This is a genomic window from Thermomonas sp. LB-4, assembly GCF_036409385.1.
Taxonomy (GTDB): domain Bacteria; phylum Pseudomonadota; class Gammaproteobacteria; order Xanthomonadales; family Xanthomonadaceae; genus Thermomonas.
The window spans coordinates 186,985-199,976 of record NZ_JAXOFT010000002.1 but is presented as its reverse complement, the minus strand read 5'-3'; the positions used below and the strand labels follow the sequence as shown (position 1 = coordinate 199,976).

Sequence of the window (12,992 nt, the reverse complement as noted above, 5' to 3'; positions counted from 1 at the left end):
CCCGGCCTGCGGCGCTGGAACCGGCGAACCCCAAGGGCGGCCGGTTCCGCCCGGCCTGCCGCGATCTCAGCCCCAGAGCGCAGGCGCGGGCAGTGACATGCGTCCCTGCCGATAGACGATGCCCCCGGGCCAGTCCTCCGACTGCAGCCAGGGGCCGTCGAGATCGCAGACCTCGCATTGCTGCGCCAGCACCATGCCCGGCGCGACCGAAACGGAACCGCCCAGCATGCAGCCGACCATCAGCCGGAATCCTGATGCGCGCGCCGCCTCTGCCAACCGCAGTGCGGCGGTCAATCCACCGACCTTGTCCAGCTTGATGTTGACGAACTGATAGCGCCCCACCAGCTGCGGCAGGTCGTCCTCGGTGGACAGCGACTCGTCGGCGCACAGCGGGATCGGCCCGGCGTAGTCGCCAAGCCCCGCGTCGGTGCCGGCGGCCAGCGGCTGTTCGAGCAGATCCACCGCACAGGGCTGCAGCTGCGGCGCGTACTCGCGCAGCTCGTCCAGCGTCCACGACTGGTTGGCATCGACGATCAAGTGCGCGTCCGGCGCGCCGCGCCGCACCGCGGCCACCGCTTCCAGCGGCGAGCCGGGGCCGACCTTCACCTTGATCCAGGAAAAGGCCGCGCGTTCGCGCGCCGCCGCTTCGTAATCGGCGATGCCGCGGATGCCGATGGTCACGGCGCTGTCGATCGGCCGCCAGCCGGGCGCACCCGCGCGCTGCCAGACCGGTACGCCGGTGCGCTTGGCTTCCATATCCCACAACGCCGCATCGACGGCGTGCCGCGCACCGCCGGCGGGCAGCAGGTGCAGCAGCTGCTGGCGGTCGCAGCCGGCCTCGATCGCCGCGCGCACCGCTTCGATCTGCGCCGCCATCGTCTCCTGGGTTTCGCCGTGGTAGGGCACGCCGCAGGCTTCGCCGCGACCGACCTTGCCGTCCTCCTCCAGCTCGACGATGACGACCCGCGCCTCGCTGCGCACGCCACGCGAGATGGCGAAAGGTTCCTTCAGTTTCCAGGCGTGCGGCCTGACCAGCAGCTTGCGCGTCATGTCTTCCCTCGGCAGCGTGGCATCACTGGCCCACCGCTCAATCCAGCAGGGCCGCAACCGCACGCTCCAGCGGCGTGCGCATCGGGTCGAACGCCGGCACGCCCAGCACCCGTTCGGCCTGCGCCAGCGCTTCCTGCGCCGCCGCATCGTCCAGGGCAGACGTGTTCAGGCTGACCCCGGCGAGGCGGGCGCCGGGATTGGTCATCCGCGCCATGCGCAGGTACAGATCGCGCGCATCCTCCAGGCCCGGCAGCGGATAGTCAGGCCAGCTGACGATGTGCGTGCGCGACGGGTCGTGGCAGAGGATCAGCGCATCCGGCTGCGAGCCATGCAGCAGGCCCAGGGTGACGCCGGCATAGGCTGGATGGAACAGCGAGCCCTGGCCTTCGATGAGGTCCCAATGGTCGGACGCGGCCGCGGGCGAGATGCACTCGGCCGCACCGGCGATGAAGTCGGCGATGACCGCGTCGACCGCGATGCCGGCGCCCGCGATCATGATCCCGGTTTGCCCGGTGGCGCGGAAATCGGCGTCGATCCCCTGCTCGCGCATCGCCTTGGCCAGCGCCAGTGCGGTGTATTTCTTGCCCAGTGCGCAGTCGGTGCCGACCATCGCCGCGCGCTTGCCGCTGCGGCGTTTGCCGGTGGCGCGCGGCAGGTTGTCGGGCGGGCGGCGCACGTCCACCAGCCTGACGCCCGCCGCGGCGGCGGCCCGCGCCAGGCCCGGCACCGATTCCAGCGGCGTGTGGAGCCCGCTGACGATGTCCAGGCCCGCCTGCGCTGCGGCGACCAGCACCGGCGCCCAGTGCGCGGGGATGCGCCCGCCCACGGGGGTGACGCCGATCAGCAGCGAGCGGGCGCCAGCCGCAGCGGCCGCGACCGGCGCCAGTTCGGGCAGGCCCAGGTCCACGCTGCCACCGGGCATGCGCGTCTGGCCCAGGCAATGGGCCGGCGCCCAGTCGCGCAGGCCCAGCGCGGTCTTGGCCTTCAGCGGATTGGTTTCCTCGCCCAGGAACAGCACATAGGGCGTCTGCAAAACCACCGTGTTCAACGACTGGTCCACGAATCTGTCCTCCATTGCCGCGGCCGCAGGTCCGCGTCCGCCATTCGCGCACCATTCGACCACAGCCGCCCGCCGCCGGAATCGGAGAAAACCCGCATGTTCCCGCCACCCGCCTTGCCGCCCCCTTGGGCCGGTGCTACAAGTTCGCGCGCACGACGCCACGCACCACCGCCGAGACATGCCGCGCGCCTTCCGCCAAGGGACGAAATGCTGATACCCGATGCCTGCAACGCCCTCGCCCATGCGGACACGCTGGCAGTGGCGCGTGCCAACCTGGTGAAGGCCGCCGACCTGGACGCACTTTGGGCATCCTGCGCCGCGCTCATCACCAGCGCCCTGCCCTGCCACTCCTGCAGCCTGCTGTTCGACATCCAGGGATTCCATCCCCTGCAGGGCAGGCACCACCTGCCGGAAAGCGGCGGCAATGCCGCGCGACTGGCCACCAGCCTGGATGTCGCCGCCCCCTATCTGACCGCGAACCCGCGGGTGCGCTGGTACACCTTTTCGCAGATCGCTTCGCAGGATGCCGCTGCGCGCGCGCGCCTGGAAGCACAGGACCAGACGCCCGGCTGGCACGAATTCATCCATCTTGCGTTCTGGGACGCCACCCGGCTGGAAGCGGTGCTGAGCATCCGCATCCGCGCCGGCCACACGGCGCTGTCGGACGGCGAAACCGCTTTCCTGATGGACCTGTACCCCCTGCTGGATGCCAGCCTGCAGCGCATCCGCACGCTGGAGCGCGAACGCGCGCGCAGCCACGCATTCGAAACCCTGCTGCATGAGTTCCCGCTGCCGGCGGTGCTGGTGGACGGCGACCTGGTGCCGAGCTGGATGTCGCTGGAAGCAAGCCGCCTGTGCCGTCGCTGGAGCGAGGATGCCGAAGCGAGCGGACGGCTTCCGCGCACGATCGAAACGCCATTGCGCCAGTGGCTGGAAGACGCGTCCGCGTGCCCGCAATCCCCCGGCAACAGGGCGACGCTGGCGCTCCAGCACCCGCGGCGTCCCGACCTGCGCCTGCGCCTGGAAATCAGCTCGGCGCCGGGCCGTTCCTCCCGTTCCGCCCAGCACCTGCTGATCCTCGCCGATGGCGGCCCTGCGGCGGCGGTCGACGCCACCTCGCCACGGGTCGTGCCGCTGCTGAAGTCGCTGTCACCGAGCGAGCGCAAGGTGGCGGCGCTGGTCGCCGCCGGGCTCCGCAACGGGGACATCGCGCAGCAGCTGTGCCGTTCGCGCAAGACCATCGAAAGCCAGGTCAGCTCGATCTTCCGCAAGCTCGATGTCGCCAACCGCACCCAGTTGGCGCGGCTGCTCGGCTGAACAGCCTCAGCGCGCGGGCGCCTGCACCGCCCCGGCCCGGCGCAACGCCTGCAGCACCGGCGCCAGCGGCAGCGCGGCGGCGTTGCCGCGGTGCCCGCGGACGCTGGTGGCGCGGAACAGCGAATTCACGATCGCTTCCTCGGTCGCCTCGGCAGTGGCCTGGAACAGCGGCGTGATCGCTTCGCCGGCAACGCTGCGCGCCGGCTGCACGGCCACCTCTGGATCACGACGGTTTTCCTTCGCGGTGGAAAAGGCGATGACGTAATCGCCGGACCCGTTCGACATCACCGAGCCGGTGCGGGCCAGGCCCACCAGCGCACGCCGGGCCAGCCGCTGCAGGCCGGCAGCGTCCAGCGGGGCATCGGTGGCCACCACGATCATGATGCTGCCATCGCCGGTGCTCGGCGGCGGCGCCTTGAGGCTTTGCGCCTGTGCCGCCGGGTCGGGCAGCTGCTTCCATACCGGCACGCCGGCGATGGTGAGGTCGCCACCGAAATTGCTTTGCACCAGCACCCCGACCGTATAGCCGCCGTCCGCCTGCGCGAGCCGGCGCGAACTGGTGCCGATGCCGCCCTTCCAGCCGAACGCCACCGTGCCGGCACCGGCGCCGATGCTGCCTTCGGCGACCGCACCGGTCGACAGCGTGGTCAAGGCCTGTTCGACCAGCGCCGGGGTCAGCGGGCGCGCGCGGATGTCGCTGAGATAGCCATCGTTGGTTTCGCCGACCACCGGATTGATCGAGCGGACGTTCTCCATGCCGGGCTGGCGCAGCAGCCAGTCCGCCGCGGCGTCGGCGACCTTCCACGTGCCCAGGGTCCCGGTCAGCAGGATCGGCGTTTCCAGTTCGCCGAGCTCCTGCACCTGGGTGATCCCGACCAGCTTGCCGAAGCCATTGCCGACCACGATCGCCGCCGGCACCCGCTGGCGGAACATGTTGCCGGCGTGCGGCACGATCGCGGTGACGCCGGTATGCAGGCGCGTGCCTTCGGTCAGGGTGGCGTGGCCCACCCCGACGCCTTCCACGTCGGTGATCGCGTTGTGCGGGCCCGGCGCCATGCTGCCGATGATCACGCCGGCGGCGCGCGCGCGCGGCCGCTGCTCGCCGGCAGCGGCGGGCGCCATCGCGGCCGGCAGGAGCAGCAGGAGCAGGACAAGGAATCCGGGTTTCATCGATGCATCGCCTCCAGTCGGAAAAGCGCGGAACCGCCGGGCGGATCGCCGCGCAGGACGGGCGGCGCCATGGCCACGCCCGTCCCCGGATGCTGCCCGCCGCGCCGCGCCGGCGCATCGGGGGAAACCCTGCTTTCCTCCAGTCGGCTGCCCCGGCACGCGCTGCGCGCCCGGGCCCAACCCTTGCGGGCAGGTAGGTCCTAGAACGGGATGTCGTCGTCGAACGGCACGTCGTCGAACGCCGGCTTGGCCGGCGCCTGCGCGGGCTCGCGACGCTGCGCCGGGGCGCTGCGCTGCGGGCGGTCGCCGCCGCCGTAGCCGCCACCGCCTCCACGCTGGTAACCGCCGCCTTCACCGCCGCCGCGCTGCTGGTAGCCGCCGCCACCTTCGCCGCCACCGCGCTGGCCGTCGCCGCTGCCGATCATCTGCATCTCGTCGGCCACGATGTCGGTGGTGTAGTGCTTGACCCCGTCCTTCTCGTAGGAGCCGTATTCCAGGCGTCCCTCGATATAGACCTGGCGGCCCTTCTTCAGGTACTCACCGGCGATCTCGCCGAGCTTGCCGAACAGCTTGACCCGGTGCCACTCGGTCTTCTCCTGCTGGTTGCCGTCGCGGTCCTTGCGCACGCTGGTGGTGGCCACGCTCAGCGTGGTGATCGCCATCCCGCCCTGGGTGTACTTCACGTCGGGATCGTTGCCGAGGTTGCCGACCAGGATCACTTTGTTCACGCCGCGTGCCATGTGCTGCCTCGCTCTTGTCTCGTCTCGCCCGGGGTGGACGATGGCATCCGAGTATAACGGCCGGCAGCCGGCCGACGCCGCGCCGGGGGGTCGGAAAACACCCCCACCGCTTATACTTCGGCATTCCCCGCCGATGCCACCCATGACCGCTCCCGACCTCGCGCACGCCGCGCCCGACCTCAAGGCGATCCAGGCCCTGGCCGCGCCCGACATGACCGCGATGGACGCGCTGATCCGCCGCCGGCTGGCCTCGGACGTGGTGCTGGTCAACCAGATCGCGGAGTACATCGTGGGCGCCGGCGGCAAGCGGCTGCGGCCGATGCTGCTGCTGCTGGCGACGGGCGCGCTGGGCGACGGGGACGGCAAGGGCATCGGCGCCGACGCGCACCAGCTGGCGGCGGTGGTGGAATTCATCCATACCTCCACCCTGCTGCACGACGACGTGGTCGACGAATCCGACCTGCGCCGCGGCCGCAAGACCGCGAATGCCGTCTGGGGCAACGCGGCGTCCGTGCTGGTCGGCGACTTCCTGTACTCGCGCAGCTTCCAGCTGATGGTGGAACTGGGGCGGATGGACGTGCAGAAGATCCTGGCCGACACCACCAACCTGATCGCCGAGGGCGAGGTGCTGCAGCTGCTGCACGTGCGCAACCCGGACACCGACGAAGCCGCCTACCTGCGGGTGATCGAGCGCAAGACCGCGATCCTGTTCGCCGCCGCCACCCGCTTGGGCGCGCTGCTGGCCGGCGCCGACGCCGCCACCCAGCAGGCGCTGCACGACTACGGCCTGCGCCTGGGCTACGCCTTCCAGATCGCCGACGACGTGCTGGACTACGCTTCCGACGCCGCCATCCTGGGCAAGAACCTCGGCGACGACCTGGCCGAAGGCAAGATGACCCTGCCGCTGATCCACGCGATGGCGCACAGCGACGACGGCGTGCGCGCCGAGCTGCGACGGATCGTGGAAGACGGCGACCTCGACGGCCTGGCCGCGGTGCAGGCGGCGATCGCCCGCTGCGGCAGCCTGGACTACAGCCGCGCGCGGGCCATGGCCTACGCCGACGCCGCCGATGCCGCGCTGGCGGCGCTGCCCGGCAATGCCTACGTGGATGCGCTGCGCGGGCTGGCGCGGTATTCGGTCAGCCGCGACCACTGAACTGGCCGCGGCGCCGAACGCCCAAGCGCCCCGCTACAGCGCGAACCGCTCGCGGAAGAAGTCCGCCATCATCCGGTAGGCGCGCTTCGCCGCGCGCTCGTCGTAGCGACAGTTGCTGGCGGGATCGCTGCCGGCCGACGGCTCGGCGAAGCAGTGCGCCGCGCCGCTGAAATCGACGAACTGCCAGTCGGCGCCGGCGCCATCCATCTCCTGTTCGAAGGCGGCGATATCGCTGTCGGGTACCGCCTTGTCGTCGGCGCCGTTGAGCACCAGCACCGGCGTCTTCACCGCGGTGGCGGTGGCCGATTTTGCGCCCGGCGCCAGCCCGCCGTGCACGCTGACCACGCCGGCGAGATCCGCGCCGCTGCGCGCCAGCTCCAGCACGGTGGAGCCGCCGAAGCAGAACCCGAACGCGCCGATCCGCGCGGCATCCAGCGGCGCGTTGCCGGCCTGCGCCTTCAAGGTCGCCACCGCGCCTTCGATGCGGGCGCGCAGCGCGCCGCGGTCCTCGCCGCGGAGGCCACCGGCCAGCTTGCCGGCTTCGCCCGCGTTGGCGGGCTGGCGGCCCTTGCCGTACACGTCGGCCACCAGCACCACGTAATCGGCCCCGGCCACCGCCTTGGCGCGCGCCACCGCATCGTCGGTGACGCCCATCCAGTTCGGCACCATCACCAGCCCGGGCCGCTTCGCCGCCGAGGCATCGTCATAGACCACGTAGCCGCTGAAACGGTCCTTGCCCACCGTCCATTCGACGGGCTTGGCCTGCATGGCGGCGAATGCGGGCAAGGCGGCAAACGAAAGCGCGAGGGCGAGCAATGGGCGGCGCATGGCGGGACTCCGGGAAGATGATCCGCGCACGCTACGCGAATCCGGTTCAGCTTCCGTGAAGTTTTTTCCGCGCCTGCCCCGCAGTCGGGCCGGCCGCGCCGAATCGCCTGCGCCTGCGGGCGGGGCCTGATCCGCTGCCGGCGCGCCCCGCGTCGAGTGGCTGGCGCGGGGGGCGGCAGCGGAACGACCCGCGAACGCTCAGGCGATGCCCATGCCCCGGATGCCGGAAATCGCGTCGGGATCGAAGCCGGCCAGCCGGGCGAAGTGGCGGCCGCGCTCCACGTAGTTGCGGTACGGCCCGAAGCTGGGGGCGCCGGGCGAGAGCAGCACCACGCCGCCGTCGGGCAGGGCCGAGCGCGCTTTGTCCATCGCATCGGCCAGATCGCCCGCGGTCTCCAGCACGAAACCGGCCTGCGCCGCCACGGGCATCAGCAGCGCGTGGATGCGCGGCCCGTTCTGGCCCATCGTGATGACCGCCTTGGGCGCGCGCGCGCGCAGCGCGTCGGCGAACTCGTCCCAGGGCAGGCCGCGGTCGTGGCCACCGACCAGCACCGCGACCTCGCGGCCGGCATACAGGTCCAGCGCCGCCTGCGTGGCCATCGGCGTGGTGCTGATGGAATCGTTGACGTAGAGGATGCCGTCCTTTTCGCCCAGCGGCTGCAGCCGGTTGGGCAACGGCTGGAATGTCGCCGCATGCGGGGCAAGGGCCACCGCGTCGAGGCCGAACGCCTCCAGCGCGGTCAGCACCGCGCACAGGTTGCTGCGGTTGTGGCGGCCGGGCAGCGGCAGTGCGGTGGTGTCCATCACCAGAGTGTCGCCGCGACACAGCGCATCGCCGCGCAGGTGCCAGCCGCGCCCATCGCCGTACCAATGAATCTCGCTGTCCGGCAGCTGCAGTTTCGCCAGCAGCGGGTCGGCGGCGTTGAGCACGGCGATGCGCGGCTTTGCCTGCGTCACCAGCGCCAGCTTGTCGGCGATGTAGCGCGCCTCGCTGCCGTGCCAGTCCAGGTGCTCCGGGTGCAGGTTGGTGACGATGGCGATGCGCGGGCGTGCGCCGGAAGCGGCAACATCGTCGGTCTGGTAGCTGGACAGCTCGATGGCCCAGGCATCGGCATGGCCGTCCAGCAATTCCAGCAGCGGCACGCCGATGTTGCCGCACAGGGCGGTGCGCAGCCCCGCTGCACGCAGCAGGTGCGCCAGCAGCGAGGACGTGGTGCTCTTGCCCTTGGTGCCGGTCACGCAGATGGCATTGGCCACCTCGCCCGCTGCATCGGCGCGCTCGGCGAACCACAGCGCGGTGCCGCCGATGAAGCGGGTGCCCTGCTGCGCAGCATACGCGGCTTCGGGCTTGTACGGGCTGATGCCGGGGGACTTCACCACCACGTTGAATGCGGCGAGGCGCTCGCCGGTGGCGGCATGCTCGATGGACAGCAGCGGGTCGCCCAGCGCCGCCACGTCCGCCGCTTCGGTTTCGCTGCAGAACAGCGTCAATGGCTGCGCGGGCAATCGCGTGCGTAGTGCCGCATGCGCGGCGCGGCCTTCGTGGCCCCAACCCCACAGCGCCACGCGGCGGCCGGCCAGATCGGCGATGCGCAGCCGCTCAGGCAGCGAAGCGGGCACGCAGGCGCTCCCACAGCGCGGCGGGGATGCGGTGCTCCGCGTCCAACGCAAGCAGCGGCTCGATGGCCAGCACGGCCGCGTCCAGCTGCGGCGCGATCTGGCGGGCGAAGCGCTGCACCACCGCGTCCTCGCGCCAGTCCGGGCGCCGCGCCAGCGCGGCCATCGCCGCGCGCGACTCGCGGCCTTCGCCCACGCATTCGAACGGCTTGTGGTCGCCGTATTCCAGCAGCGCGTCGAAACCCGGGATCTGCGCCGGATCGTCCAGCAGGTTGCGGCCGACGATGCCGACCAGCCGCAGCTTCGGCATGAACGGCGCCAGCGCCAGGAACACGAAATGGCACTTCGGGCAGACTCCGCACCAGCGGCTGGTGGGGCGCTCGCCGAGGATGTGGAAGTTGCGGTTGCAGCTGGAGAAATGCGCGTCGTAGCGGTCCGTCTTCGCGAACTGCCGCGCCACCGCCAGCTCGCTCAGCGGCCGCAGCAGCGAGTAGTAGTGCAGGTCGGCGGCCACGTGCGACTGCAGGTAGTCGCCGAACGCCGATTCGAACGCCCAGCCCTTGGACCACTGGTGGTTGACCTCGCCGGTGCCGGGGATCAGCGAGCCGTAGCTGGCCGAGCGCTCGTTGGAGAACACCACCTGGTCCACGCCCAGCACCACCGCGGCGAAGGCCATGATCGCCGAGTTCACCGCGGTCACCGGGATGTGGCCGTTCCACGCGCCCTGGCGGTTGAATTCGAACAGCTGCGGCGCCAGCTGGCGGCCGATGTTGAGCGTGGGCAGGCCGGTGTGCGCGGCGCAGGCGGCGATCAGCTGCGAGCCGCCGATCCAGGTCACCGTCTGGGCGATGCCCTCGGCGCGCAGCGCCTCGATGCTGACCAGCGAATCCTTGCCGCCGCCAATGGCGACCAGCGCGTGCTCGCGCAGGCCGAGCCCGGGTGCGGGCAGCGAGGGCGCGGCGTCAGCCGGAAAGCGGATCCTGCCGCGCAGGTCCAGCCCGTTGCGGTAGGCGAATTCGCCCAGCCCGTTGCGGTAGACGCTCTCCAGCAGCGCGGCGGTGTCGACGTCGATGGCGTAATCGTCGAGGCGGATCTCGCCCGGCACCGCCGCCTTGTAGTAGCTCACGCCGGCGATCAGGTGCAGCAGGCGCAGCGCGCGCAGCGCAGCGGCGGCACGCGCTTCGTCCAGCGCGAACGGCGCGCCCGGCACGGTGACCGTCTCGGTCAGTTCCGGGCCGTCGTCGAAGGCATACACCAATTGCGCCACGCCGGTCTGCGCGTCGAAGGCGCAGCGGACGAAGCGGAACGTGCGGATGGTGTCGCGGTTGAAAATCCAGTCGGTCATGGTTGCTCGATAGCTTTGCTGCGCGGTTCAACCCGCGTCCGGAAGGACGGCTTCCGCCGGCAGCGCCCGCAGATTGTAGGCGCTGGCCATGCTGAAGCCGTAGGCGCCGGCATCGGCGATCAGCATGACGTCGTCCGGCGCGGTGGCGGCGGGCAGCTTGACCCGGTGGCCGAACACGTCGCTGGACTCGCAGATCGGCCCGACCACGTCGAAATCGCGCTGCGCGCCATCGTCCAGCCGCGACAGGTTGTGGATGTCGTGCCACGCGTCGTACAGCGCCGGGCGGATCAGCGCGTTCATGCCGGCGTCCAGCCCGACCCGCAGCACCTCGTCCTTCTCCACCACCTGCGTTGCGCGCGCCAGCAGCACGCCGGCTTCGGCCACCAGGAAGCGCCCGGGCTCGATCGCCAGCTGGAAGGCCGGATGCACCGCCTTGATCGCGGCCAGCCCCGCCGCCCAGGTGTCGAGGTCGAAGGGCTCGTCGTCGTCGGTGTAGGGAATCGGCAGGCCGCCGCCGATGTCCAGCACTTCCACGCTGCCGATGCGGCGGGCGAAGCCGGCCAGCTCGTCCACCACTTCCTGCCAGTGGCCGATGGTTTCGATGCCGCTGCCCAGGTGCGCGTGCAGGCCGGTGATGCGCACGTCCAGCGCGCGCGCCAGATCCACGAATTCGTCCACCCGCTGCGCCGGCAGCCCGAACTTGGCCTCCTTGCCGCCGGTGTTGACCTTCTCGTGGTGGCCATCGCCATGGCCCAGGTCGATCCGCAGCCACAGCGTGCGGCCGCGGAACACCTCCGGCCAGCGCTGCAGCAGCTCGACGTTGTCCACCGTCACCGTGACGCCGCGCGCCAGCGCCGCCTGGTATTCGCCGATCGGGGCGAAGCTGGGGGTGAACAGCACGCGCTGCGGGTCGAAATCGGGCAGCGCTTCGAACACGCGTTCGATCTCGCCCAGCGACACGCATTCCAGCCCGAACCCCTCGTCCGCCAGCGTGCGCAGGATGTCCGGGTGCGGGTTGGCCTTGACCGCGAAATAGCGCCGGTCCACCGCGGCTATCGCCTTCAGCTGGGCGGCGCGGGCGCGCACCGTGGGCAGGTGGTAGGCGTAGCGCGGCGTGCCCTGCTGTGCCAGGTGCAGCAGGGCTTCGCGCTCGGCGGGGGCCTGCCACCACGGCGCCGTGCGCGGGCGGAACGTGCCTTCTATCTCGCGCCAGCGCGGGCCGAACACGCCGGCCTCGTGCACCGGCATCGCGCCGGAGTCGATCAGTGCTTCGTGCAGCTTGGGCAGCATGCCGTCGGCGGCGGCCTCGTCCACCACGAAGGTCAGGTTGAGGTCGTTGGACGACTGCGAGATCAGGTGAACGTTCTCGCGCCCGAACATCGCCCACACGTCCTGCAGCTTGTGCAGCAGCGAACGCATGCCGCGCCCGACCAGGGTGATGGCCGCGCAGGGCGCGATCACCTTGACCCGGCAGACCTGCGCCAGGTCCGCCGACAGCCGCGCCAGCACGTCGGTGGAGATCAGGTTCTCCGACGGGTCCAGCGATACCGTGACGTTGGTTTCGGCCGAACCGATCAGGTCCACCGACAGCCCGTGCTGCTTGAACAGCGCGAACACGTCGGCGAGGAAGCCGACCTGCTGCCACATGCCGATGCCTTCCATCGACACCAGCACGATGCCGTTGCGGCGGCTGATCGCCTTCACCCCCGGCACCGCCGCGGCGGCGTCGTCGATGCTGGTGCCGGGCAGGTGCGGGCGCTCGGTATCGAGGATGGCCATCGGCACGCCGGCGTTGCGGCAGGGCCGCAGCGAGCGCGGGTGCAGCACCTTGGCGCCGGTGGTGGCGATCTCCTGCGCTTCGTAATAGTCCAGCCGGGTCAGCAGGCGCGCGTCCGGCACCTCGCGCGGATTGGCGCTGAACATGCCGGGCACGTCGGTCCAGATCTCCACCCGGCGGGCGCCGAGCAGCGCGCCGAAATAGGCGGCCGAGGTATCCGAACCGCCGCGCCCGAGGATCGCGGTGCCGCCGTCCTGGTGGCGGGAGATGAAGCCCTGGGTGATCAGCAGGCGGGTGGGCTGCGAGGCGAAATGCACGCGCCAGTCGGCGCTGCCCTGCCAGCGACAGTTCACCGACAGCCGCTGCGACCATGCGCTCTGGTTGGGCTGCGGCGGCAGCGCATCGAGCCAGTCGCGCGCATCCATCCAGCCGATGTCCAGCCCTTGCGAACGCAGGTAGGCCGCACCGATGGTGGACGAGAGCAACTCGCCCTGCCCCAGCACCTCGGCCTGCCAGTCCAGGGTGCGCGCGGCCGCGCGCGGATCGGCCAGCAGGGCGTGCACCGCGGCCAGCCGTTCACCCAGCACCGCGCCTGCATCGAGGTCCAGACCGGCGACGAACTCGCGGTGGCGCGCGTCGAGTTTGGCGATGCGTTCCGCGCTGTCCGCGGCGCCATCGGCAATCGCGGTCAGTTCGTTGGTGACGCCGGACAGCGCCGACACCACCACCAGCACCCGCGCGTCGAAGTCGCGCGCGCGCGCCGCCGCCAGCTTCCCGATATTGTCCCAGCGCGTGCGTTTCGAGACCGAGGTGCCCCCGAACTTGAGGACAAGCCAGCGATCGTCGGACGCGGGGGAGGAAGGGGACATGGGTCCTGGTCGGGAAAGGGGGAAAGATGCCGCTCGCGCGGGCCTGCGGCATTCTAGCGGCCT

10 protein-coding genes are annotated in these 12,992 nt (G+C 71.2%); 2 read left to right on the top strand and 8 right to left on the bottom strand.

Annotated features, from left to right (window positions below; genetic code table 11):
* Positions 1-66: 66 nt before the first annotated feature.
* Together dgcA and SPK54_RS02680 are read right to left on the bottom strand one after the other, a co-directional pair.
* Positions 67-1,050, bottom strand: coding sequence for an N-acetyl-D-Glu racemase DgcA (gene dgcA / locus SPK54_RS02685; protein ID WP_330946386.1), 984 nt, complete (start codon positions 1,048-1,050; stop codon positions 67-69).
* Between the two features lie 37 nt (positions 1,051-1,087).
* Positions 1,088-2,110: a DUF1611 domain-containing protein gene (locus SPK54_RS02680; protein ID WP_330946385.1), complete on the bottom strand. Its 1,023-nt coding sequence runs from the start codon at positions 2,108-2,110 to the stop codon at positions 1,088-1,090.
* A gap of 207 nt (positions 2,111-2,317) precedes the next feature.
* Between SPK54_RS02680 and SPK54_RS02675 the strand changes: the two genes are divergently transcribed.
* Positions 2,318-3,427, top strand: coding sequence for a helix-turn-helix transcriptional regulator (locus SPK54_RS02675; protein ID WP_330946384.1), 1,110 nt, complete (start codon positions 2,318-2,320; stop codon positions 3,425-3,427).
* A 6-nt stretch (positions 3,428-3,433) separates the two neighbouring features.
* On the opposite strand, the gene SPK54_RS02670 is transcribed toward SPK54_RS02675, so the two are convergent.
* Complete coding sequence (locus SPK54_RS02670; protein WP_330946383.1) at positions 3,434-4,597, bottom strand: P1 family peptidase; 1,164 nt, start codon at positions 4,595-4,597, stop codon at positions 3,434-3,436.
* Between the two features lie 200 nt (positions 4,598-4,797).
* Complete coding sequence (ssb, locus tag SPK54_RS02665; protein ID WP_330946382.1) at positions 4,798-5,337, bottom strand: single-stranded DNA-binding protein; 540 nt, start codon at positions 5,335-5,337, stop codon at positions 4,798-4,800.
* 142 nt (positions 5,338-5,479) lie between these two features.
* Between ssb and SPK54_RS02660 the strand changes: the two genes are divergently transcribed.
* Positions 5,480-6,493 (top strand): polyprenyl synthetase family protein, encoded by a 1,014-nt coding sequence (locus SPK54_RS02660; RefSeq protein WP_330946381.1) that lies wholly within the window; start codon positions 5,480-5,482, stop codon positions 6,491-6,493.
* 33 nt (positions 6,494-6,526) lie between these two features.
* Here the strand turns inward: SPK54_RS02660 and SPK54_RS02655 are convergent, their stop codons facing one another.
* The 4 genes from SPK54_RS02655 to SPK54_RS02640 form a co-directional block, all read right to left on the bottom strand.
* Entirely contained in the window at positions 6,527-7,321 is a 795-nt protein-coding gene (locus tag SPK54_RS02655) for a dienelactone hydrolase family protein (protein ID WP_330946380.1), read from the bottom strand.
* Positions 7,322-7,519: 198 nt separating this feature from the next.
* Positions 7,520-8,917, bottom strand: coding sequence for a UDP-N-acetylmuramoyl-L-alanine--D-glutamate ligase (murD, locus tag SPK54_RS02650; protein WP_330946495.1), 1,398 nt, complete (start codon positions 8,915-8,917; stop codon positions 7,520-7,522).
* Positions 8,918-8,921: 4 nt separating this feature from the next.
* Positions 8,922-10,283 (bottom strand): UDP-N-acetyl-alpha-D-muramoyl-L-alanyl-L-glutamate epimerase, encoded by a 1,362-nt coding sequence (gene murL, locus SPK54_RS02645; RefSeq protein WP_330946379.1) that lies wholly within the window; start codon positions 10,281-10,283, stop codon positions 8,922-8,924.
* Between the two features lie 27 nt (positions 10,284-10,310).
* A complete protein-coding gene (locus tag SPK54_RS02640) occupies positions 10,311-12,929 on the bottom strand; it encodes a bifunctional aspartate kinase/diaminopimelate decarboxylase (RefSeq protein ID WP_330946378.1) in 2,619 nt (872 codons plus the stop codon).
* Between the last annotated feature and the right edge of the window lie 63 nt (positions 12,930-12,992).